This is a genomic window from Actinoplanes sp. NPDC049599 (genome assembly GCF_044465625.1).
Lineage (GTDB): Bacteria > Actinomycetota > Actinomycetes > Mycobacteriales > Micromonosporaceae > Actinoplanes.
On sequence record NZ_JBITLX010000007.1, the window covers coordinates 116286 to 138942 of the forward strand.

General features: G+C 75.2%; 22 protein-coding genes. 14 read left to right on the plus strand and 8 right to left on the minus strand.

The window, feature by feature from the left end; translation table 11 throughout:
* Positions 1–5 precede the first annotated feature (5 nt).
* Both ACIBQZ_RS15430 and ACIBQZ_RS15435 read right to left on the minus strand, forming a co-directional pair.
* Positions 6–371: a PadR family transcriptional regulator gene (locus ACIBQZ_RS15430; RefSeq protein WP_396089251.1), complete on the minus strand. Its 366-nt coding sequence runs from the start codon at positions 369–371 to the stop codon at positions 6–8.
* Between the two features lie 83 nt (positions 372–454).
* Complete coding sequence (locus ACIBQZ_RS15435; RefSeq protein ID WP_396089252.1) at positions 455–625, minus strand: hypothetical protein; 171 nt, start codon at positions 623–625, stop codon at positions 455–457.
* A gap of 58 nt (positions 626–683) precedes the next feature.
* Here ACIBQZ_RS15435 and ACIBQZ_RS15440 point away from each other — a divergent pair, with 58 nt between their 5' ends.
* From ACIBQZ_RS15440 to ACIBQZ_RS15455, 4 genes are all read left to right on the plus strand, one after another.
* Positions 684–1556: an amidohydrolase family protein gene (locus tag ACIBQZ_RS15440; protein ID WP_396089253.1), complete on the plus strand. Its 873-nt coding sequence runs from the start codon at positions 684–686 to the stop codon at positions 1554–1556.
* Between the two features lie 67 nt (positions 1557–1623).
* Complete coding sequence (locus tag ACIBQZ_RS15445) at positions 1624–1779, plus strand: hypothetical protein (protein ID WP_396089254.1); 156 nt, start codon at positions 1624–1626, stop codon at positions 1777–1779.
* A 7-nt stretch (positions 1780–1786) separates the two neighbouring features.
* Positions 1787–2641 carry a PfkB family carbohydrate kinase gene (locus tag ACIBQZ_RS15450; RefSeq protein ID WP_396089255.1) on the plus strand — a complete coding sequence of 285 codons (855 nt, stop codon included), beginning with the start codon at positions 1787–1789 and terminating at the stop codon, positions 2639–2641.
* A 92-nt stretch (positions 2642–2733) separates the two neighbouring features.
* Positions 2734–3537 (plus strand): S1 family peptidase, encoded by an 804-nt coding sequence (locus ACIBQZ_RS15455; protein ID WP_396089256.1) that lies wholly within the window; start codon positions 2734–2736, stop codon positions 3535–3537.
* An 11-nt stretch (positions 3538–3548) separates the two neighbouring features.
* On the opposite strand, the gene ACIBQZ_RS15460 is transcribed toward ACIBQZ_RS15455, so the two are convergent.
* Positions 3549–5006: a serine/threonine-protein kinase gene (locus tag ACIBQZ_RS15460; protein WP_396089257.1), complete on the minus strand. Its 1458-nt coding sequence runs from the start codon at positions 5004–5006 to the stop codon at positions 3549–3551.
* 165 nt (positions 5007–5171) lie between these two features.
* On the opposite strand from ACIBQZ_RS15460, the gene ACIBQZ_RS15465 reads away from it, so the two are divergent.
* The 4 genes from ACIBQZ_RS15465 (at position 5172) to ACIBQZ_RS15480 (ending at position 8925) form a co-directional block, all read left to right on the plus strand.
* Complete coding sequence (locus ACIBQZ_RS15465) at positions 5172–6506, plus strand: hypothetical protein (RefSeq protein ID WP_396089258.1); 1335 nt, start codon at positions 5172–5174, stop codon at positions 6504–6506.
* A 46-nt stretch (positions 6507–6552) separates the two neighbouring features.
* Positions 6553–7119 carry a class F sortase gene (locus ACIBQZ_RS15470; protein ID WP_396089259.1) on the plus strand — a complete coding sequence of 189 codons (567 nt, stop codon included), beginning with the start codon at positions 6553–6555 and terminating at the stop codon, positions 7117–7119.
* A complete protein-coding gene (locus tag ACIBQZ_RS15475; protein WP_396089260.1) occupies positions 7091–8557 on the plus strand; it encodes a hypothetical protein in 1467 nt (488 codons plus the stop codon). Before ACIBQZ_RS15470 ends, ACIBQZ_RS15475 begins: the two co-directional genes overlap by 29 nt.
* A gap of 146 nt (positions 8558–8703) precedes the next feature.
* On the plus strand, positions 8704–8925 hold the full coding sequence (locus tag ACIBQZ_RS15480; RefSeq protein WP_396089495.1) for a hypothetical protein: 222 nt from the start codon (positions 8704–8706) through the stop codon (positions 8923–8925).
* Between the two features lie 218 nt (positions 8926–9143).
* Here ACIBQZ_RS15480 and ACIBQZ_RS15485 read toward each other — a convergent pair whose 3' ends face one another.
* Positions 9144–9602 (minus strand): MarR family winged helix-turn-helix transcriptional regulator, encoded by a 459-nt coding sequence (locus ACIBQZ_RS15485; RefSeq protein WP_396089261.1) that lies wholly within the window; start codon positions 9600–9602, stop codon positions 9144–9146.
* Between the two features lie 103 nt (positions 9603–9705).
* Here ACIBQZ_RS15485 and ACIBQZ_RS15490 point away from each other — a divergent pair, with 103 nt between their 5' ends.
* Positions 9706–9933 (plus strand): hypothetical protein, encoded by a 228-nt coding sequence (locus ACIBQZ_RS15490; protein ID WP_396089262.1) that lies wholly within the window; start codon positions 9706–9708, stop codon positions 9931–9933.
* 200 nt (positions 9934–10133) lie between these two features.
* Positions 10134–10997, plus strand: coding sequence for an alpha/beta hydrolase (locus ACIBQZ_RS15495; protein ID WP_396089263.1), 864 nt, complete (start codon positions 10134–10136; stop codon positions 10995–10997).
* Positions 10998–11047: 50 nt separating this feature from the next.
* Here the strand turns inward: ACIBQZ_RS15495 and ACIBQZ_RS15500 are convergent, their stop codons facing one another.
* The gene (locus ACIBQZ_RS15500; RefSeq protein WP_396089264.1) at positions 11048–12055 is read right to left on the minus strand and encodes an NADP-dependent oxidoreductase; all 1008 of its coding nucleotides are present in this window, start codon (positions 12053–12055) and stop codon (positions 11048–11050) included.
* Positions 12056–12114: 59 nt separating this feature from the next.
* On the opposite strand from ACIBQZ_RS15500, the gene ACIBQZ_RS15505 reads away from it, so the two are divergent.
* Together ACIBQZ_RS15505 and ACIBQZ_RS15510 are read left to right on the plus strand one after the other, a co-directional pair.
* Positions 12115–12633, plus strand: coding sequence for a TetR/AcrR family transcriptional regulator (locus ACIBQZ_RS15505; RefSeq protein WP_396089265.1), 519 nt, complete (start codon positions 12115–12117; stop codon positions 12631–12633).
* A 604-nt stretch (positions 12634–13237) separates the two neighbouring features.
* On the plus strand, positions 13238–14137 hold the full coding sequence (locus ACIBQZ_RS15510; RefSeq protein WP_396089266.1) for a hypothetical protein: 900 nt from the start codon (positions 13238–13240) through the stop codon (positions 14135–14137).
* Positions 14138–14149: 12 nt separating this feature from the next.
* On the opposite strand, the gene ACIBQZ_RS15515 is transcribed toward ACIBQZ_RS15510, so the two are convergent.
* Positions 14150–15091, minus strand: a complete 942-nt coding sequence (locus ACIBQZ_RS15515; protein WP_396089267.1) for a helix-turn-helix domain-containing protein — start codon at positions 15089–15091, stop codon at positions 14150–14152.
* Positions 15092–15162: 71 nt separating this feature from the next.
* Here ACIBQZ_RS15515 and ACIBQZ_RS15520 point away from each other — a divergent pair, with 71 nt between their 5' ends.
* Entirely contained in the window at positions 15163–16095 is a 933-nt protein-coding gene (locus ACIBQZ_RS15520; protein WP_396089268.1) for a saccharopine dehydrogenase, read from the plus strand.
* Positions 16096–16150: 55 nt separating this feature from the next.
* Here the strand turns inward: ACIBQZ_RS15520 and ACIBQZ_RS15525 are convergent, their stop codons facing one another.
* The gene (locus ACIBQZ_RS15525; protein ID WP_396089269.1) at positions 16151–17206 is read right to left on the minus strand and encodes a DUF3068 domain-containing protein; all 1056 of its coding nucleotides are present in this window, start codon (positions 17204–17206) and stop codon (positions 16151–16153) included.
* Positions 17207–17316: 110 nt separating this feature from the next.
* Between ACIBQZ_RS15525 and ACIBQZ_RS15530 the strand changes: the two genes are divergently transcribed.
* Positions 17317–18516: an acyltransferase family protein gene (locus ACIBQZ_RS15530; RefSeq protein WP_396089270.1), complete on the plus strand. Its 1200-nt coding sequence runs from the start codon at positions 17317–17319 to the stop codon at positions 18514–18516.
* Here ACIBQZ_RS15530 and ACIBQZ_RS15535 read toward each other — a convergent pair.
* Positions 18405–22655, minus strand: a complete 4251-nt coding sequence (locus ACIBQZ_RS15535) for an alpha-(1->3)-arabinofuranosyltransferase (RefSeq protein WP_396089271.1) — start codon at positions 22653–22655, stop codon at positions 18405–18407. The genes ACIBQZ_RS15530 and ACIBQZ_RS15535 overlap by 112 nt on opposite strands.
* Positions 22656–22657 lie beyond the last annotated feature (2 nt).

Consider the following 22657-nt stretch of genomic DNA (forward strand, 5'->3'; position numbering starts at 1 on the left):
CGGGCTCACCACGCCACCCGCCCGCCGAAGCGGTGCGCGCCCGCCGGGCCCAGCCCGAACCGCCGGAGCTGCGCGGTCGCGGCGTCCAGGCCGGCGCGCAGCCGTTCGGTCTCGGCGCTCAGCGCGGCGGCGCCCGGGTCGGTCAGCCGGTAGTAGCGGCGGATCCGCCCGTCGACGAGCTCCTCGCGGTCGACCTCGACCAGCCCCTCGGCGGCGAGCCGGTCGAGCGCGGCGTACAGGGTGCCGGCCTGCAGCCGGACCCGGCCGCCGGAGAGCGCCGCGGCCTGCTGGATCACCCCGTAGCCGTGCCGGGGCTCCGCGGCCAGTGCGGTGAGGATCCAGAACGTGGGTTCTCGCATCGGGGCGGCCATCACCCCAATATAGAGATCATCTGACTATGGGGCAACCAGCCGAGCGAGCGGGATGCCGAGCGCGCCGGCGGTGACCCACACGGTCAGCGCCCGGGGCGCTCGGCGGGTTCGAAGAGCACGGTCAGCACGGCCGAGGTCAGCGGCATGAGCACGGCGGCGCCCGGGCCGAGCGCGGCGCGGGCGGCGATGAGCTGACCGGTCGAGGTCGCGTACGCGCAGGCCACCGACGCGGCGCCGAACACGTGGTGAGCCATTGCAGGTCACCGGCGAGAGTGGGCAGCGCGCTCAGAATGTGACGTACGCGATGATCGGGTGGTGAGCGACTTCATCAGCGGGCTGGGCCTGCCGGGGCTGGCCGACGTGCACACCCACTTCCTGCCCGAGCGGATGCAGCGCCGGGTGTGGGCGCACTTCGACGCGGCGGGGCCGCTGATCGGCCGGCCCTGGCCGATCCGCTACCGCGGCTCCGAGGCCGAACGGGTGGCCGAGCTGGGTGCGCTCGGCGTCCGGATGTTCTCGGCGCTGGCGTACGCCCACCTGCCCGGGATGGCCGCCGACCTGAACGCCTGGACGCTGGACTTCGCCGCGCGCACCCCGGGCTGCCTGCCCAGCGCCACGTTCTTCCCGGAGCCGTCCGCGCTCGCCGACGTCCGCGCGGCGCTCGACCGCGGCGCCCGGATCTTCAAGGTGCACCTGCAGGTCGGCGGCTTCGACCCGCGCGACGAGCAGCTGGACCGGGCCTGGGGGCTGCTGGCCGAGGCCGGCACCCCGGTGGTGGTGCACGCCGGCTCCGGCCCGGTGCCCGGCGGTTTCACCGGTCCCGGCCCGATCGGCGAGGTGCTCGCCCGCCACCCCCGGCTGGCCATGATCACCGCCCACCTCGGCGGCCCGGAGTACGCCGGCTTCCTGGCGCTGGCCGAACGCTACGAGCGGGTCGGCCTGGACACCACGATGGCGTGCACCGACTTCTTCGAGGAGTTCGCGCCGTACCCGCCGGCACTGCTGCCCCGGCTGCGCGAGCTCGGCCTGGCCGGCAAGGTGCTGCTCGGCAGCGACTTCCCCAACATCCCCTACCCGTACGCCCACCAGCTCGAGGCGCTGGGCCGGTTGGGGCTCGGCGACGACTGGCTGCGCGCGGTCTGCTGGCACAACGCCGCCCGACTGTTCGGTATCGAAGCAGCATAGGTGCCGGTGGGACGGGCGCGGCTGTGTCACGATCACATCGATCAAGACGCGTGAGACGAGGTGGGCGATGAAGAAGGCCGTCGGCTGGATCGTGCTGGCACTGGTCATCTTCTACATCGGCACGAACCCCGGCCCCGCCGCGGACATCGCCCGGGGCCTCGGTGACGGGGTGGCCGAGGTCTTCCGCAACATCGGGACGTTCTTCGCCGAACTGGCGGACTGAGCCCGGCGTGCACGTCGTCTGCGTCGGGCTGGCCACCGTGGACCTGATCCACCGGGTCGCGCGGCTGCCCGGGGTGGACGCCAAGGCCGAGGCGCTCTCCACCGAGGTGGCCGCGGGCGGGCCGGCCACCAACGCCGCGATCACCGCGGCCGCGCTGGGCGCCCGGGTCACGCTGGTCACCGCGGTCGGCGCGCATCCGCTGGGCGCTCTGATCCGGGCCGACGCACAGGCGTACGGGGTGACGCTGCTGGACGCGACGCCGCTGGCCCGTACCCCGCCGGCGGTCTCGGCCGTCACCGTGCTGGACGCCACCGGCGGCCGGTCGATCGTCAGCAGCAACGCCCGCGGGGTGGCGGCGCCCGTACCGTCCGGGCTCGCCGCCGTGCTCGCCACCGCCGACCTGGTGCTGGCGGACGGCCATCACCCGCACCTGGCCCGGGCCGCCGCGGCGAGCGGGCGGCCGCTGCTGCTCGACGCGGGCAGCTGGCGGCCGGTCTTCGCCGAGCTGCTGCCGGCCGCCGACGTGGTGGCCTGCTCCGCCGCGTTCCGCCCGCCCGGCGCCGGCGACGTCCGCGCGGCGCTGCAAGCGGCCGGGGTTCGGCGCGGCGCGATCACCCGCGGCCCCGACCCGGTCGGCTGGTGGTCCGGCGACCGGACCGGCGAGCTGGCCGTGCCCGAGGTCGCCGCGGTGGACACGGCCGGCGCCGGCGACGTGTTCCACGGCGCGCTCGCGGTCGCCCTGGGCCGCGGCGACGACCTGCTGCCCGCCCTGGCGTTCGCGGTGCGCATCGCCGGGATCCGGGTCGGGCACGCCGGTCCCCGCTCCTGGCTTGCCGAACTCTCCGCCCGGGACAGACCCTAGGACCGCGGGCACCCGGACGAGTGCCTCGCCGCGGCCGCGAACCACGCCGGTATCCGACAGAGTTCCCCGCCGGACGGTGCCATGCTGCCGCGATGAGAGTGCGCACAGCTGTCGCCACGGCCCTGATGGTCCTGCTGCTGCCGGCGCCCGCGGCCGCCGCCCCGGTCGCCGCCGATCTGCACCTGCCCGGGACCGCCTGGTGGGTCGAGCCCGCCACCGGCCGCACGGTGGTCGCCGCCGACGCCACGGTCGGCGCCCGCGACCTGCGGCGGCTGGCCGGCGCCGGGGTGCGGATCGTGCGGGAGCCCGGCAAGCGGCGCCTGCACCTCGCCGGCGGCGACTCCGTGCAGCCCACGGGTTCGACGAGCCGCTGCACGCTCGGTTTCAACGCCCGCGACGCCGGCTCCGCCCACCACTTCCTCGCGGCGGCGCACTGCCTGGGTGGCGTGGGCACCAGCGTCAGCGCCGGACCGGTCCTGCTCGGCGACGTGACCGCGGTCGACGCGGCGCGCGACATCGCGGTGGTGCGCTACCGCAACCCGGCGATCGCCAAGCCCAGCGCCGTCAGCCTGCCCGGCGGCGCGCTGCACATGATCACCGCTTTCGGCCCGCCGGTCGTGGGCCGGCGGATCCAGCGGGTCGGGCGCACCACCGGGCTGCGCGCCGGCACGATCACCGCGATCAACGTGACGGTCAATTTCCCCGAGGGAACGCTCACCGGCCTGGCCCGCACCACGGCCTGCGCCGAGCCCGGCGACAGCGGCGGGCCGGTCTTCTCGGGCGGCGTCGGACTCGGGCTGGTCAGCGGCGGCAGTGGCTCCTGCGCCACCGGCGGGATCTCGTACTTCACCCCGATTCACCGGACCGCGGCGGCATTCGGGCTGACCGCATACTGATCACCGCCGCATCAGGCCGGGCCGAAGCTGGCCAGCACCACGGCCAGCTTCGGCAGCGCGGTGGCCCAGTCGTCGCGCGGCGCCTGCCACTCGAGCACGTACGTGTCGCCGTTCACGCTCAGCACCCGCCGCAGGCCGCGCATCGGCTCGCCGCCCGGCTCCCGGAACGTGTACTCCCACACCGCGTTCGGCGGCTGGGACAGGGCCTCGATCCGCAGCCGCCGGTAGGACCCGAGCCGCACGTCCCTCTCCTCGGTCACCAGCGCCGCGACCACGTCCTGCGGCGGCGCGACCCATCGGCTGATCCGCAGGCTCGGCACCCCGCCCGCAGGCCGGAACAGCACCCCGGCGGCGTCCGGGCCACGCCGCCAGCCGGTCGGCACGGCCACCCGGACGTCACCGGCGTCGGCCCACCACCAGTACCCCCGGGGCAGTACGAACGGCGCGCGGGGCGCCGGGGACGCGGCGACCGCAGGCCGGTCGCCGGCCGGGCCGTCGGGCCGGGTGACCGCGGCCGCCCCGCCCAGCGCGGCGAGCACGGCGAGCGCCGCGGCCACAGCGGCCGGGCGGCCGGCGAACCGCCGGGCGCGGGCGGGCGGGACCGCCGCGCCGGGCTCCTCCGCGATCTCCCGCAGCCGTTCCTCCACCTCGGACGGCCGCAGCCGCTCCGCGGGGTCGTGCCGCAGCAGGCCGGTCAGCACCCCGAGCAGCGGACCGGCGTGCCGGGGCGGGTCGGGCGCACCGTCGACGATGGCCCGCAGCGTCTCCTCCGTGCTCTCCCGGACGTACGGCGGCCGGCCCTCCACGGCGTGGTAGAGCGTCGCGCCCAGCGACCAGAGGTCGGACTCCGGCGTGCAGCCGCCGCCGGAGAGCCGTTCCGGCGCCACGTACTTGGGTGAGCCGAGCACGATCCCGGCGCCGGCCAGCGTGCGGATGCCCTCCGGCGTGACGGCGGGGCCGAAGTCGGCCAGCACGATCCGCCCGTCGTCGCCGATCAGCACGTTCGCGGGTTTGACGTCGGCGTGCAGCACCCCGGCGCGGCCGGCCGCGATCAGCCCGCGCAGCACGGCGAGGCCGACGGTCGCGGCCCGGGCCGGCGGCAACCGGCCGGCGTCCCGGATGACCTCCAGCAGCGACCGGGAGGCCACGTATTCCATCACCAGCCAGGGCTGGTGCGCGCCCGGCAGCACGTCCAGGATCCGGATCACGTGGGGGTCACTGACCTGGGCGAAGGCGCGGGCCTCCCGCATCGTCAGACCGCCGAGCACGGCTCGTTCGGCGGTGCTGAGCCCGGCCGGGAGCGCGCATTTCTTGATCGCGACCTGACGGCCGAGCAGCTCGTCATCGGCCAGCCACACCCGGCTCATGCCCCCGACCGCGAGCACACGCAGGAGCCGGTAGCGGCCGGCCACCAGGTGTCCTTCCGGCGCCATGCCGTCACCTCGGACGTCGACGGTGGTCAGCAGCACCCCGACGATACTCGCCCGGGACCGGGTCGGCGGTCCCCTCCACGGCCGGTGATCGGGGGACGCGGCGGTGGCCGCTCGGACGACTGGACAGCCATCGACGCGAGCGTATGGTGACTGCCACATCACCATCGGCCACCGATCCCTCGACGATGAGGAAGCTCGGCGATGAGGACAGACACAGCTGCCCGGCACGGGCGAGGGCGCGCGATGCTGGGCGTCGGGCTCGCCGCGGTGCTCGCGGCCGGGCCGGCCGCGGCCGCCACCCGGACGCCCGGCGCCGCGACCCACGACGGCCACGGCGCGGCGGGCCCGCCGCCGGCCTCGGCGGCCCTCGGCGGTCACCGTCCGGCAGGCCTGCTGCGTGCCACCGCGGCTGATCAGGCCGTCCGCCTGCAGGCCCTGCTCGGGCAGCACTCGGTGCTGGCGGCCGACCTGATGCGCAGCCGGATCCGCGGCGACGACAACTTCGTGCAGGCCGCGGACGCCGCGCTGGGCCAGAACACCGAGGCGATGACCGCCCTGATCGGACAGCTCTTCGGCGCCGCCACGGCCGAGCGGTTCGGGCCGATGTGGTCCGAGCACGTGGTGGAGCTGGTCGCGTACGCCGCCGCGGTGGCCGCGCACGACGCGGACGCCCGGGCGCACGCCCGCGAGGAGCTGATCGAGTACGAGGAGGAGCTGGCCGACTTCTTCGCCGGGGCCTCGCACGGCCGGCTGTCCCGGTCCGCGGCGCGCGGCGCGATCCTCATGCATGTCGACCATCTGACACAACAGGCCGACGCGTACGCCGAGCACGACTACGCCACCGCCGACAAGCTCTACCGGCAGAGCTACCAGCACACCTACGACCTGGGCCTGACGCTCGCGTACGCGCTGCTGCCGGGGCGCGACCGGGCCATCCTGCGCGAGCCGATCTGGCGGCTGCGGTCCCAGCTCGGCAAGCTGCTCGCCGAGCACGCCGTCCTGGTGGAGGACGTGACCCGGGCGGCGGTGACGAGCGCGCCGGACTTCACCGCCGCCGGCGAGATGATCAACGGCAACACCCGGGACCTGGCGGCCGCCGTGGACACCCTGTTCGGCGCGCCGGTGGCCGAGAAGTTCCAGGCCGTGTGGGCGCCGCACGTCGAGCAACTGGTCGCGTACGCGGGCGCCACCGCGGCCGAGCAACCCGACCGGCAGCAGCAGGCCCGGTCCGCGCTGCCCGACTTCGAGCAGCGCCTGGCGGCGCTGCTGGCCCCCGCGACCGGCGGCCGGATGACCGAGGCCGGGCTGTCCGCGGCGCTGCAGGAGCACGACCGGATGCTGCTGCGCCACGCCGACGCCTACGCCGCCCGGGACTACCCGCAGGCACAGACCATCGCCGGCCGGACCTACGAGCACATGTTCGAGCTGGCCCGCCGGCTCGCCGACGGCTTCGGCGCCGAGGTCGCCTCGCGGCTCCCGCGCGGCGGCCCGGAGACCGGCCACGGCGGACTCGCCGGCGTCGTGGCCCGCCGCTGACATGCCCGGGTACGCCCGCCTGGGGTCGCTCGCGGCGCTGACACTGATGCTCAGCACCACCCTGGCCGGCGCCCAGCCACCACCCGCCGCCGGCCCGCCCGCCACGGCGACGCCGTCCGCCCGTGGGCCGGCACCAGCGGAGTCGTTCCGGTCGGCGCGCACCTATCCGACCGTGGCGGCGCCGGTGCGGCTGCGGATCCGCGCGCTGCACGTCGACAGCAAGCTGCAACGGCTCGGCCTGCTCCCCGACGGCACGGTCGCGGTGCCGGAACGGTCGGACGTCGCCGGCTGGTACCGGGACGGCCCCCGCCCCGGCCAGGCCGGCCCCGCGGTGATCCTCGGCCACGTCGACTCGCGCACCGGCCCGGGCGTCTTCATCGGGCTGAGCCGGGTCCGCCCCGGCACGCTGGTCACCGTCGACCGCGCGGACGGCAGCACGGTGACGTTCCGGGTCCGCACGGTGGCGCAGGTCGCCAAGACCCGCTTCCCCACCGACCTGGTGTACGCGCCCAGCCTCGATCCCACCCTGCGCCTGGTCACCTGCGGCGGCAGCTTCGACCGCGCCCGAGGAAGCTACCGGGACAATGTCATCGTGTACGCCGACCAGGCGTGAGCGCCGGCGGCTCCGCGCCGCGGCCCTGCTCCTGACGCTGATCGCGGTCCTGTCCCCCGGGCCGGCGGCGGCGGCCGCCCCGGTGCCCCTGCCGGTCACCGCGGTGCTCGTCACCGGCGCCCGCACGGCGCTGGTCGTGGACCTGAGCGCGAGCACCCGCCCCGGCCGCCGCAGCGTCTCGGTGACCCGCGCCGGCACGCCGCAACGGGCGGACCTGGTGCCCGTCGTGGCGGACGGCCTCGCGGTCGCGCTGGTCGTCGACACCTCGCAGGCGGGCGCGGTGACGCTGCCGGCCTGGCTCAGCGCCGCGGCCCGCTTCATCCTCGAGGCGCCGCCCACCACCGGTGCGGCCGTGATCGCCGACTCCGCGCCGGCCACGGTGACCGTGCCGCGGCAACGCGGGCCGAGCGGCGTCGTCCGGGCACTCACGGCCCTGCGTGCCGGCGGCGACCGCGACACCGCCGCGGCGCTCGGCCTGGCGGCGCGCCAGTTCCCGGGCACCGCGGCCGGCCGGCGGGTGGTGCTGCTCTACACGACCGCGGCGAACGCGGGCGGCGAGCCCGCCGCGACCCTCGCGGCCCGGTTCCGGGCGAGCGGCACGATCCTGGTCGTGGTAGGCACCGCGGGCGGCGGGTACTGGGCGGAGGCGGCGGCGGGCACCGGCGGCTTCTTCGCCCCGGCGGGCAACCCCGTGGTGATCCCGGCGCTGGACCAGGTGACGGCCACCCTGCGCGGCCGGTACCTGATCCGCTTCCCGACCCCGCCGACGCTGCCGTCGCGGGTGTCGGTCCGGGTCTCGACCGGCGACCTCCAGCTGGCGGGCGACACGATCGTGCCGGCGGCTCCGGCGCCCGCCTCACCCGGCGGGGCGGAGCCGTCGCCGGTGCGCTCTCTGGTGCTGCTGGCCGGGATGGTGACCGGGCTGGCGGCGGTGCTCGTGCTGGTCGCGGTCGTGCGGGGACGGCGGGCGGCGCCGCCGCGGGTGAAGCCGGCCGGGGCGGCGCCGCGGGTGAAGCCGGCCGGGGCGGCGCCGCGGGTGAAGCCGGCCGGGGCGGCACCGCGGGTGAAGCCGGCCAGGGCGGCGGCACCGCGGGTGAAGCCGGCCAGGGCGGCGGCACCGCGGGTGAAGCCGGCCGGGGCGGCGGCGGTCGCGGATCCGCCGGGGCGGTGGGTGGTGCAGGGGCGGGCGGCGGTGCCGGCACAGGCTCCGGCTCCGGCTCCGGCTCCGGCTCCGGCTCCGGCTCCGGCTCCGGCTCCGGCTCCGGCTCCGGCTTTTCCGCCGGCTCCGGCCTTTCCGCCGGCGCCGGCGCCGGCACCGGCACCGGTGGCGCGGGGCCGGGCCAGCGTGCCCGAGGCCTCCCGGTTCCCGCCGGACACCGACCCTTCCCTGACCCGGGAGTCCCCACGCGACCCGGCCCAGCCGCCGGCCGGAGCCTGAGCCGGGGCATCGCCCCGGATCCCGGCCGCGCGGCCGGCTCAGCGCCGGGTCGGTGAGCAGGACCTGAGCCGGCCGGCGCGACGCGCCGGACGTGAGCCACGTTCGCCGTCCGGTGCCGCCGGCCGGGCAGGATCGGGGTCGTGGTGATGTTCCCGGAGCCGCCCCGACCGGCGCGGAAGCCGTGCGCCCGGTGCGGGCATCCCACCCGGGTGGACCGGATGGTGCACGGCTTCGGCGAGGACTGCGCCGCGAAGCTGGGCCTGGTCGTGGCGGTCCCGCGGCTGCGGGTCGACGACCAGACCGGTACGGATCTGCTGGACCTGCTGGCCGAGGAGCCGGCGGACTGCTGCGACGGCTGGGACCGCTGACGGCCGGCCGCGTTCCGCCCACATCGGGTGGCCACGGCTGCACCTCGCCCCGGCAGGCCGCCGCGACCCGGGCCGGCGAGCGCGCTTCGCCCTCATCAGGCCACCGCGACCAGCGGACTACCGAGCCTCACCCCCGGCAGGCCGCCGCGACCCGGGCCGGCGAACGCGCTTCGCCCTCATCAGGCCACCGCGCTGGCGGGCTGCCGCGCTCGCCGCCGTCAGGTCGCCGGGATCGGCCGGGCGGCCGCGATCACCTGGGTCAGGGCCGCGTGCAGGCCGCGCAGCTCCTCGATCGGCAGGCCCAGGCGGGCCACCACGGCCGGCGGGATCTGCTCGGCCCGGGCGCGCAGGGCCTGCCCGGCCGGGGTCAGCGTGAGCGCCAGGCTCCGTTCGTCGGCGGGGTCGCGCTCGCGGCGCAGGTAGCCGATCGCCTCCAGCCGCTTCAGCAGCGGTGACAGGGTGCCGGGATCAAGCTGGAGCAGGCCGCTGAGATCGCGGACGGACAGCGGCGCCCGCTGCCACAGCGCCAGCATCACCAGGTACTGCGGGTGGGTCAGGCCCATCGGCTCCAGCAGCGGGCGGTAGACGGCCACGACGCTGCGCGCGGCGACCGACAGCGCGAAGCAGACCTGCTGTTCCAGGGCCAGCGGATCGGTGGTGTCGACCGGGTCACTCATGCGCACACTCCTCAGCTCCGTGGCTAGACTACCAATAGTTGGTGTACAAATCATTGGTGCACAAACCATTCAGTGTGGCAACTACCTATGGAGGCGGCGGACGATGCCCGACAAGCCGAGCGGGAACCGGTTCCTGCGCGCGTTCCACCAGCAGTTCGACAACTGGTTCTTCCGTTCGATGATCGGGCCCGCGCAGACCCGGAACGCCGTGCACGGCGCCGAGGCCGAGGCGCGCGAGCAGTGGAAGGCCGACCTGGCGGCCCGCAAGCGGTACAGCCAGGAGCAGCGCGCCCGCAAGCGGGCCGCCCGGGAGGCCGGCAACGACCGCTGACGGCGGGTCGAGAAGTCCGTCTGTGCACGTGTACATATCGACGTGACCAGGATGTCGGTGGGATTACCGGCAAGTAACGAATGTGACAGAGCATTGACGTGCCTCGATGGTGAGGCCGCCGGAACGTCCGTAGCCCCCGGGCCACCCCCCGCCGGCACGGGCGACGACGCGATCCCTCCCCACCCTAGGGAGCTCCGTCCATGCGTAATCCCGTCAAACACCTGCTCGGCGCCGTCGCCCTGGTGGCCGCGCTGGTCGCCGCACCCGCCACGCCCGCGCTGGCGGCCAACCCGTACGAGCGGGGGCCCGCACCGACCACGGCCAGCATCGAGGCCAGCCGTGGCTCGTTCGCGATTGCCCAGCTCAGCGTTGCCCGCTCCAGCGTCTCCGGCTTCGGCGGCGGCACGATCTACTACCCGACCAGCACCGCCGCCGGCACCTTCGGCGCGGTGGCGATCTCGCCCGGCTTCACCGCCTCGCAGTCCAGCGTCTCCTGGCTCGGCCCCCGGCTGGCCTCCCAGGGCTTCGTGGTGATCACCATCGACACGCTCAGCGTCTACGACCAGCCCGACAGCCGGGGCACCCAGCTGCTGGCCGCCCTCGACTACCTGACCCGCACCAGCACCGTCCGCGACCGGATCGACGCGACCCGGCTCGGCGTGATGGGCCACTCGATGGGTGGCGGCGGCAGCCTCTCCGCCTCCCGCACCCGCCCGGCGCTGCAGGCGGCCATCCCGCTGACCCCGTGGCACGGCACCAAGAACTGGTCCACCGACCGGGTGCCGACCCTGATCATCGGGGCCGAGAGCGACTCGGTGGCGCCGGTGGCCTCGCACGCGGAGCCGTTCTACACCAGCCTGCCGAGCACCCTGGACAAGGCGTACCTGGAGCTCAACAACGCCTCGCACTCGGCGCCGACCTCGACGAACGTGACGGTGGCGAAGTACAGCATCTCGTGGCTCAAGCGCTTCATCGACAACGACACCCGCTACGAGCAGTTCCTCTGCCCGGCACCGAGCGGCTCGGCGATCCAGGAGTACCGGGACACCTGCCCGCACTCCTGAGCGCACGGCGAGGGCCCGGCACCCCAGGTGCCGGGCCCTCGTGGCGCCGGTCAGGCGATCTTGACCAGGTTCTTGCCGAAGCCCTCGCCGCGCAGCATCGCCAAGAAGGCCTCCGGCGCCTGCGCCAGACCCTCGAACACGGTCTCGCGGTGCCGGATGGTGCCGTCGGCGACCAGCGGCGCGACCTCCTTCACGAACGCGTCGCGCAGGTCGGCATGGTCACCGACCAGCATCCCGCGCATGGTGATCCGCTTGCCGATCAGCATCGCCAGGTTGCGCGGCGCCGGGGTCGGCTCGGTGGCGTTGTAGACGCTGATCATGCCGCAGACGGTGATCCGGCCGTGCACGTTCAGCGCCGAGATGGCGGCCTCCAGGTGCTCGCCGCCGACGTTGTCGAAGTACACGTCGATGCCGTCCGGCGCGGCCCGCTTGAGCTGCTCGCGCACCGGGCCGTCGTGGTAGTCGAACGCCGCGTCGAAGCCGAGCTCGCCGGTGAGGTAGGAGACCTTCGCCGCCGAGCCGGCGCTGCCGATCACCCGGGCCGCGCCCCGGTGCTTCGCCAGCTGGCCGACCACCTGGCCGACCGCGCCGGCCGCGCTGGACACGAAGACCACATCGCCGGGCTTGAACTCGGCGGTGCGCAACAGCCCCGCGTACGCGGTCAGCCCGGTCATCCCGAGCACGCCGAGATAGGCGCCGAGCGGTGCCACGGACGGGTCGACCTTCGCGGCGGAACGGGCGTCGACCAGGGCGTACTCGCGCCAGCCGAGCCCGTGCAGCACGTGGTCGCCGGGCTTGAACCCGTCGACGGTCGACGTGACGACCTCGCCGACGGCGCCGCCCTGCAACGCCTCCCCCACCTGGAACGGCGGCACGTACGACTTGCGGTCGTCCATCCGCCCGCGCATGTACGGGTCGACACTCATCAGCAGGTTACGAACCAGCAGCTGACCCGGGGCGGGGTCGGCCACGTCGACCTGGGTGATCGCAAAGGTCTCGGCGGTGGGCCAGCCGTGCGGCCGGGCCGCCAGCCGGACCTCGGTGGAGCGTACGGACACGGGCCCTCCCGGAGATCGCGAATGTATACACTGCGCACATTAGGAAGGCGGTGTGTGCAGTGTCAACTTCGCGGCCGTACCACCACGGCGACCTGCGGGCGGCGCTGCTCGACGCCGCCCTGGATCTGCTCGAGGCCGACGAGCCCTTCTCGCTGCGCGCAGTGGCACGCCGGGCGGGCGTCTCACCCAACGCACCGTACCGCCATTATGAGGACAAGGAAGCCCTGCTGGCCGCCCTGGCGACGCACGGCTTCGCGCAGCTCGCGGACCGTCTGGAGGCGGCCTCGGAGGTGCCGGACATGGCGGTGGAGTACGTCGCGTTCGCCCTGGCCCACCCGGGCCTGTTCCGGCTGATGTACGGCCGGCCCACCGCGAACGCCGCCTCCGCCCGGACGGCCGAGATCCTGGCGAGCCGGCTCGCCGCGCCGGCCCTGCAGATCGGCGCGTGGGCGATGGTGCACGGCCTGGCGGTGCTGCTCCTGGACGGCAAGCTGACCTGCGCCGACCCGGCCCAGCTGGTCCGGGCGACGGTGTCGGCCGTCCTGACACCCGCCGCCCGGCTGACCGCGCCGCATTGACGGGCATACGACAGATCGGGTCGCTGTGCGCGGTCCCGTGGATCTGTCAGGCTCGACAGAGCGTGGACGATGGGAGCACCCGGTGTTCGAAGGCTTTCGCCGGAGGAACGAGCCCGAGATCTCGCCCTGGCCGGAGCAGATACCGGAGGCGGCCCCCGAGCCCCCGCTGGAGCAGGACGTCTACCACGTGCCCCCGCGGTTCGACCCCTCGTCGGCAGGCCCCCTCTGGGCCGGGCCGGGTCTCGATGCCGGCGCCGGCGCGGACCTCGACCCGCAACGCCTCGACGGCAGATCCGGCAAGCCCACCCGCCCGGCGCCACCGGGCGAGCCCGCCCTGGGCGCACCCCTCGCGGAATTCCTGACCGGACGCCCCGCGACACCACCGGAAGTCCCCCGGGCCCGCTCCGGACCCGCACCGGAAGCCCGACCCCCGCGCGGACCCACGGCCCACCCGAGACCCGCCGAGCCACCCCCGACCCGCGGACCCGCGGCTCGGTCGAAGCCGCCCGCGGCACCTCATCCTCGCGGACCCGTCCCCCAGCCGAGACCGGCCGACGGACCCCGCACCCGCGGACCCGTCGCCCCGCCGAAACCGGCCGAGACCGTGCGGTCGCTGTTCCGGGAGGCCACCCGCGTCCGCGAGCGTCCCGCGCCGCCCGCCGAGCCCCCGGTCACCCCGAAGGACCCAGCCACGAACACCCGGGTCCTCCTCCGGCTCCGCACGCTCGCCCCGGCCGCCCTGGCCAGGTCCGGAATGGACGTGGAGACCAGGCCGAACCGCTCCTACCCGGTGCGCTGGCCGGGCGCCTCCCGCGAGACCCGGGTCCGCCCCGAGTACCACGGCGTCGGCGTCCTGCGGCCGAGCACCCCGGCGCCCACCCGGGGCCTCGGCCTGCTGTTCCCTCCGCACACCGGGCACCCCCAGGATTCGACCACGACCGGCGCTCCCTGCGAGCTCACCGAGGTCGACCACGTCCACATCAGACAGGCGGTGGTGGCGCCCGACGACCCGCTGCGATCGGGCCCGGTCCAGGAGATCCTGCCGGGCGCCGATCCCGGCATCCTCAGGAGGGCGCTGCGCGAGGCGATCGGTGGCCGGCACCGCGCGGAGCGGCAGACCACCGTCCACCGGGCGGAGACGGTCCAGCTCGGCGACGACGCCCTGATCCGGCTTGATCCCCGCTACGTCGTGGAGCGCACGATCATCCCGGCCGGCGCCCTGCTGGCCGCCGGCGCGGAGCTGGCCCACCGCTACCTCGACCTCCTCGCGGCCGAGTCGGACGATCCCGCCACGCTCGCCGCGTTCCTCACCGACCTGATCGGCGCCGCCGCCGCGGACGGCAACCTGCTCGGGTACGCCGACGGGCTCCCGGAGCAGCGCGCCGCCGCGCTCGGCCTGTTCGGGATGGTCGACGTCGACCGCGCCACCGGCGTCCTGATCGGCGCCGGTGACCACCTGCCCGCCGGCCTCGACCTCGACCAGTCCCCCGGCACGCCGCCCTGAGACCCGGCGCGGTCAGCCCGCCGGCCGGAAGGTGCGGCGGTAGGTCTCCGGCGGCACCCCGAGCTGCTGGTGAAAATGCCGGCGCAGCGTCGTCGCCGTCCCCATCCCGGTGCGCGCCGCGATCTGCTCGACCCCCAGGTCCGTGACCTCCAGCAGCTCCTGGGCGCGCCGCACCCGCTGGGTGAGCAGCCAGCGCAGCGGGCTCACCCCGGTCACCGCGTGGAAGTGCCGGGCCAGCTGGCGGGTGCTCATCCCGGCCCGGCGGGCGAGGTCACGCACCGTCAGCGGCTCCGCGACGCGTTCCAGCGCCCACGGCAGCAGGCCGGCGAGCACGTGGTCCGGGGCGTGACCGAGCGCGGCCGGGATGAACTGGGCCTGGCCGCCCGCCCGGTGCGGCGGCACCACCAGGGTGCGGGCGAGCGCGTTGGCCACCGCCGTACCGTGGTCGGCCCGGACCAGGTGCAGGCAGAGGTCCAGGCCGGCCGCCTTGCCCGCGGAGGTCAGCACGTCGCCGTCGTCGATGTAGAGCACGTCGGGGTCGACCTCGACCGCCGGATGGCGGTCGCGCAGCAGCGCGGTGTGCGCCCAGTGGGTGGTGGCCCGCCGGCCGTCGAGCAGCCCGGCCGCGGCCAGCACGAACGCGCCGGTGCAGAGCGAGGCCACCCGGGCGCCGGCCGCGTGCGCCGCGCGGACGGCCTCGACCAGGGCCGGTGGGGGCGGCGCGGCGACGTCGCGAACCGACGGGACGATCACCGTGTCGGCGCCGGCGAGCGCGTCCAGGCCGTACCGGAGACCGGCGGTGAGCCAGCCGCCGACGGCGGCGCCGTCCGGGCCGCAGACGGCGAAGTCGTACCACGGGTCGGCCAGCTGCCGGTCGACGCCGAAGACCTCGCAGGCCGCGGCCAGCTCGAACAGCGGGGTGCCGTCCGTGACGGCCACCGCGACTGAGGTCATGTCCGAAACTGTACGGGGTACGGCGGATCGGACGCTGTCCGTACCCGATGGGGTGGGCGACGCTGAGCACCATGAGCAAGCACATCGCGGTCCTGGGGGCCGGCGGCCACACCGGCGGTTTTGTCGTCGCCGAGCTGCGGCGGCGCGGCCTGACACCGGTTCCCTGTGGTCGCGCCACCGACCTGGCACAGGCGCTCGCCGACGCCGACGCCCTCATCAACTGCGCCGGCCCGTTCGCGACGACCGCCGCGCCGGCGATCCGTGCCGCGAGCCGCGCGGGCATCCCCTACCTCGACGTCACCGCCGAACTCGAGGTCATCACGGACACCTTCGCCGGCTTCGCCGACGCCGCGATCCCGGTCGTGCCGGCGGCGGCCTTCTACGGCGGCCTGGGTGATCTCCTCGCGACCGCGGCCGCCGCCGGCCGGGCGGTGGACCACCTGACCATCGCGTACGCCCTCAGCAGCTGGCGCCCCACCCCCGGCACCCGGGCAACCGGCCGGGTCTCGGCCGCACGCCGCGACGGCAGGCGCCCGGTCTACACCGGCCACCGGCTGGAGTACCGCCCCGGCGCCGCGCCCCGCACCGACTGGACCTTCCCCGCACCCGTCGGCACCCAGCCGGTCGTCGGCGAGTTCACCACGGCCGACAGCGCCGTCATCCCGACCCACCTGGACCCGGCCGAGATCGCCACCCTCATGACCGCCAACGCCGTCGCGGACCTGCACGACCCGGACCCGGCCGGACCGGTCGCGGTGGACGCGGACGGCCGCTCGGCGCAGACCTTCCTGGTCGAGGTCGTCGCCCGGTCGGGACTCACGGAACGGCGCCTGGTGGCGAGCGGCCGCGACATCTACGCGGTGACCGCACCCCTGGTCGTGGAGGCAGCCACCCGGATCCTGAACGGCGAGGGCGCCACCCCCGGCGTCGCTTCGCTGGGCGCCCGCTTCCCCGCCCCGGACTTCCTGGCCGCCCTCGCCCCACGGCACCTGAGACTGGGCTGACCCACAAACAGCGGGGCAGGCCGTGAGGCCTGCCCCGCCGTTCGTGCCGGTTTTGTTACGCCGTGACGCCGGACTCCGCTTCGCTGATCTCCTCGGCGCGGTGCCGGGCGGCCGAGCGCCGTCCCGTGGTCACCAGGATCAGGCCCAGGATCAGCAGCAGCGCGCCCAGCGCCGCCAGACCGATCGGCAGGTTACGGCTGATCAGCTGCACCTGGCTCTTCGTGTCGCCGGCCGACGACACGTTGTTGGTGATGGTCTGGTCGGTGTAGACGAAGTTGCCGTCCAGCAGCCCGGTCGGCGTGCCGGTGTTGGGCTTCAGCGTCTTCTTCTGCTGTTCCTGCACCTTGATGAAGGTGCCGCTGACCGGCTCCACCCAGATCGTGCGGGTGTTGCTGTAGGTCACCTGGCCCGAGGTGGCGCCCGGGGCGAACGTGTTCAGCAGACCGGTCAGCCGTTCGGCCGCGAAGTTGAGCGGCGTCTCGGGGATGACCTGCTGGAACCGGTAGGTCTCCAGGCCCTTGATGGACTCGGTGCCCTGGTACGACATCGGCAGCGCCTTGCGCAGGTCGCGGTCGAAGTACTGGTACGTCTTCTTCTCGGTGCCGAACGGGAACTTGTAGAGCTGGCCGGTGAACGTCACCGACGAGTCGCCCGTGGGGCCCGCGTCCTGCAGGTACTGCTTGTCCCAGTCAGCGGCGGCCGCGGTGTCGCGGTCGATCGCCAGCTCGGCCTTGTACTGGCTCACCATGTAGTTCTGCTCGAGCCACTTCACCGTGCCGTAGCCGTTCCAGACGACGGTGTCGCCCTCCAGGTCCCCGGTCATCTCCGAGTCGGTGAGATCGGGCCGGGGCTGCACCTCGGTGACCGATTCCAGCGTTCCGGTCTGGATCGCCACGACCGGAGCCTCGCCGCCCTTGGTCTGCAGGAACCTCGCGTTCTCCGCCCTCGCGACGCTGGGCCGCAGGCAGCCCTCGGTCTGCCCTTCCTTGCACATGGCCAGGTCGTACGGCAGCCGTGCGACGGCAGGTGCAACATAGAACGCACATCCAGCCGCAACCACCAAGACGAAGACGCCGATGCCGAACAACACGGCGCCCAAGCGAGCCTTCACAGATCCTCCCCAACGAGACTGTCGGCCGGTATCCCAGGAGCGGTCCGATCGCCAATAATGGGCGCAGGTTACTCGCCGGTTACATAGTTGCGCGACCCCTAGGACGGTTAATGTCTGCGTCGATTTCCCAACGGTCCCTTCATCGCCTCCCGGCGCTCGACGCGATGCGCGTCATCGGCGCCCTCGCGGTGATCGGGCACCACGTCGGGTTCGCCACCGGGATCAACACCGGCGACGGTCCGTGGGCCGGCTGGTTCGCCCGGCTGGACGTCGGGGTCGCGATCTTCTTCGTGCTCTCCGGCTTCCTGCTGTTCCGCCCGTACGCGCACGCCCAGGCCACCGCTAGCCCCCGGCCGGGCGCCGGGCGCTACCTGTGGCGCCGGGCGATGCGGATCCTGCCGGCGTACTGGGTGGTCGTGGTGGTGTGCCTGCTGGCGATGCCGCGCGACGAGCCGGCGTCCGGCGGGGACTGGGCGCGGCACTTCACGCTGACCCAGATCTACCAGCCGAACGAGCTGCGCGACGGGCTCAGCCAGACCTGGAGCCTGGCCACCGAGGTCGCGTTCTACCTGCTGCTGCCGGTGCTGGCGGTGCTGGCCACCCGTGGGCGGCGCCGGGTCGGCCGCCCGCTGGTGATCCTCGCCTGGGCCGCCGCGATCACCGGCACCTGGGTGTCGCTGATGGGCCTGGGCGTGCTGTCGCTGGGGCTGCACACGATGTGGCTGCCGGCGTACGGGCTGTGGTTCGGCTCGGGCATGGCGCTCGCCACGATCCACGCCGCGCTGCGCAACGACTACGCGCCCCGCTGGCGCTTCCTGGACGACCTGGGCCGGGCCCCGCTGGCCTGCTGGGCGGCGGCGCTGGCGGTGCTGGCCATCGCCAGCACCCCGGTGGCCGGGCCCCGCGACCTGGCCGAGCCCACCGCCACCGAGTTCGGGCTCAAGATGCTGCTGTACACGGCGTTCGCGGTCCTGCTGATGCTGCCGATCGCGTTCGGGCCGGAGACCCGCACCAAGACGGCGTTCAGCTCCGGCACCGCCCGCTGGCTGGGCACGGTGTCGTACGGGCTGTTCCTGTGGCACCCCTTCGCGCTGGAGTGGATCCACGTGATCGGGAACATCCCGGACTTCTCCGGCGACCCGCTCACGATCTACGTGCTGACCGTGGCGGGTGGGCTCGCGCTGGCCGCGCTCAGCTACTACGTCGTGGAGCGGCCCTTCCAGCGGCTGAGCCACCGCTGGCCCCGGCCACCGCGGCCGAGGATCACCGAGAGCCAGAGGCCGGTGGCGGCGGCCAGCGCGGCGAGCTGAGGCAGCGCCGCGGTGTGCCCGGTCGTGTCCAGGGTCAGCCAGCCGGCCAGCGCGAACAGCGCCACCGGCAGCAGGAACCCGGCCCAGCGCACGACCTGACGCAGGCGCTGCCGGTCGTTCGTACCGAAGTGCGGCTGCAACGCGCGCAGGGTCACCACGACGGCGATGCCGAGCAGGGCCAGGCCGCCGGCCGCGAGGCCGCCGACGGCGAGCAGCGCCGCCCCGCCGACCAGTGCCGACAGCAGCCGGCGCCGGCGGCGGGCCTGCGGGCGCGGCAGCAGGCTGCGTCGCACCGGCAACAGCGCCGCCACCGCGACCCCGCCGAACAGCAGCGCGCCGCCGCCGATCGCGGCCGAGTACGCGCGGTCCGGCGCGAACCGCAGCACCACCTCGCCGGTGAACCCGGCGGGCACCAGCCAGCCCTGCTGCCAGCCGTCCAGGATCAGCGGCTTCAGGGACTTGCCGGCCGCGGTGGCCTGCCAGCCGCGGTTCTGGTTCTCCCGCAGGCTCAGCACCCGCGCGTTCGGGTACGCGTCCAGCTTCAGCCGGCGCTCGGTGGGCGCCCAGGACGCGATCTCCACCGGGGTCTCCCGGTCGGTGCCGGCGGCCGGCAGTCCGGCGCCCTGCCCGGCGGCGGACGGCGTCAGGCTCAGCCGGACCGGGGTGGCCACCGCCGAGGCGGAGGCGACGATCCGGGCCGGACCGGCACTGACCGGCACCGGCCAGGCCGCGCCCGGGCCGCACACCTTCGCCGGGACCTCGCGCATCTCCACCAGGTCGCGGCGGCTGGCCACCAGCGCGGTGCGGCGCTTGACCCCGTTGACGTCGACCGCCGGCCCGCTGCCGCAGCGCAGGGTCAGCTTGGTGTCCTGGTCGGCACGCGGCGGCGCGGCGTCCGGCAGCGCGGTGAACTCGCCGACCGCGACCGGCAGCGGCCGGTGGACGTTCCGGTACGGGTCGTAGGAGCGGGCCGGCACGACGTCCGAGACCAGCAACGTGATCTCGGAGGTGCGCATCGGGCGGTCGAAGACCATGCTGCCGCCCTTGTCCAGGAACCCGGCACGGACGTCGCCGTCGCCGAGCACGGTGACCTGCCAGGGCCGGGCCGCCGCGGTGGTGTCCAGCAGCCGGATCCGCACGCCGCTGATCGGGCGGGCGGACGGCCAGGTCAGCCGGAGCCACGGATGCTTGTCCTCCTCGCCGGCGTGCCAGGCGGTGCTCGGGTCGCCGTCGACCACCGCGCCGGGACGGGCGGCCGGCTCGGGCACGCCGATGCTGGACGAGGTCACCAGCGGCGTGATCCCGCCGGTGGCCGCCGCCGCGCCGCCGGCGTCGAGCAGCGCGTCGAGGGCGGCGCCGGGCCGGGCCCGGGCCCGCAGCGAGACCCGGTACGAGCTGCTCACCGGCACGGTGGCGGTGCGGTCGATCAGCGAGCCGTCCTCGGAGCCGCGGGCCAGGTCGCCGGAGCAGGCCACCCGGCCGGCGTTGAAGTAGCACGCGGGCACGACCGGCGCGGCGGAGAACACCATGCCGGCCGCCCGCCCGGCCACCGGTGACGGCGGCACGGCCAGGGTGCGCTGGGCGCTCACGCCGGGGATGACCAGCTCGGCGATGCCGACGCCGCCGAAGCCGTACCGCACGTCGCGGACCTCGTCGACGACGATCCGGATCCGGCCGGCCGGCCGGGTGCCGGTCAGCGGCACGGTCACGGTGGTGGCGTCGACCGGATGGCCGACCGGTTTGTTGTCGCCGGCCCACACGCTGACCCGGGTGGGCACCGAGTCGGAACCCAGGTCGAAGGTCATGGTGACCTGCCGGACCACCCGGGGCGACAGCAGCCGCACCTCGAACCACTGCCCGGTGGCGATGGTGCCGGGTGCCGACCGCCAGGACGTGCCGGGGTCACCGTCCAGCGCGGCGTACGGCTGATAGGCCGGCCGGGCCCCGGACAGCGGCTGCGCGTCGGCGAACGAGCTGGCCGCGCTCACCGACTCGATGCCGGTGTACCGCGCGGTGGTCTCGATCCCGTCGGTGCCGGCCGGCAGGTAGTCGCGGGCCGGCGCGCCGAGCCGGGGTTGCTCGGCCGCCGTCATGGTGGCCGAGGCGCTGTCGTGCGCCAGCCCGAACGCGACCTCCTTGCGGCGCATGCCGTCGGTGAGCAGCACCGGCCCCGCGGGCAGGTCGGCGGGCCGGTCGTCGGCCAGCACCGTCGGCCCGGCCGGCAGCGCGCCCGCCGCGGCGGCGGCGAGCACCGACTCCGGCCCGCCCACCACCGTGGTCATGCTGCTGGCGTCGTACGCGGCGACCGGCTGCACCGGCCGGTCGACCTCCCACACCTCGAGCGCCCGCACCGACTGGTTGAGCCCGTTGTCGGCGAACGTGCCGGGCAGCGACCCGCCACCCACGTACGGGCCGAAGCCGGTGACCACGCTCAGCCCCGGCGAGCGGGCCAGCGCCTGCCGCACGATCATCGGCTGGGTGGCGCCGGACCGGCCGTAGTCCAGGTCGGAGCGGAGCAGCAGGTAGCGCACCCCGGACCGGCTCAGCAGGTCGGCCAGCCCGGGCGAGCCGGCGCCGTTGGACAGCACGCCGTCGATCGCGTCGAGCAGCCGGATGGTCGCGGGCGGGGTGAGCGGGATCGAGCTGCGCACGCCCCAGCGGCTGTTCAGCAGCGGCTGGGTGATCTCGTCGCTGGGGCTGCCCCACAGGTAGCGCGGGAACCGCGAGGCGGGCACCACCAGCACGTGTTCCTCGTCGAGGTGGTTGTCGAGCCAGGAGGACGCCTGCCGCCAGTAGCCGGGCACGCTGGCGAAGCTGCCCTGGGCGGCCAGCCCGCCGCCCAGCGCGGGCGCGGCCACCGCCGCCACCGCGGCGAGGGCGACGCCGGTGACCACGCCGGCCCGCAGCCGGGCCCGGTTGCGGGCCTCGCCGGGCCCGGTCGTGGCCGCGCGCAGGGCCAGCCCGACCAGGTGCGCCAGCCCGAGGATCAGCGGCAGGCGCAGCACCACGTCGAACTTGTGCACGTTGCGCAGCGGCGCACCGGCCCCGTCCAGGAACGCCCGCTGCGACTCGGCGAACAGCCCGCCGAGCGCGCTGACGTGCCCGAGGCCGACCAGCGCAAGCCCGGCCAGCAGGCCGGTGATCAGGAACCAGCGGTGCGGCATGCCGCGCCGGGCCAGCCCGGCCAGGCCCAGCCCGGCGACCACCAGGGTGGCGATGATCAGCGGCCGCTCGGTGGCCAGCCGCCAGCCGGCGGTCCAGGCCGGCCCGAACGACCCACCCAGGTACGCGTGCCAGTGCGAGGCGCCGCGCAGCACCGTGACCAGGTCGGTCGGCCCGGTGGTCACCGCGGCGGTCTCGATGTAGTCCAGGAACGGCGGGCTGTACCGGCCCAGCAGCAGCAGCGGCACCACCCACCAGGCGGTCGCGCAGCCGACCGCGACGCCCCAGGCGAGCAGGGCACGCACCCGCAGCCGGAACGGGTGCAGCCCGAGCAGCCAGATCGCGGCCAGCGGCACGACGGCCAGCACGGCGGTGGCGTTGACCCCGCCGGCGCAGGCGACCACGAGCGCGGACCGGGTCACCGCGCGCCGGATCGGCGCGCCCTCGCGCAGCCCGATCAGCGGCACCAGCACCCACGGCGCCAGCGCGCTCGGCCAGGCCTCGACCGAGATCGGGCCGAGCTCGGTGAGCAGCCGGGGCGAGAGCGCGAACGCGACGCCGGCGATGATCCGGGCCCACGGCGTGCCGATGCCGAGCTTCTCGGCCAGCTTGACCACGCCGGTGAACGCGACGGTCATGACCAGCGCCCACCACAGCCGCTGGATCACCCAGCCCGGGATGGCGAGCAGCTTGCCGGCGAGGAAGAACGAGCCCATCGGCCAGAGGTAGCCGTACGCCTGGTTCTGCAGCTGGCCGAAGGTGCCGGCCGGGTCCCACACGTGCAGCGCGCGGCTCAGCCAGCCGGCCGGGTCGACCACCAGGTCGACCTTGGTGTCGATCGCCAGCAGGCCGGGGTCCTGCAGGAACGCCAGCGCGGTGAGCCCGAGGCAGACCGCCAGCAGGCGCAGCCGCCAGACGGCGCGCGGCACGGCGTCCGCGGTGCCGGCTGCCACGGGCGAGTTCACAGCCGGGCGCATGT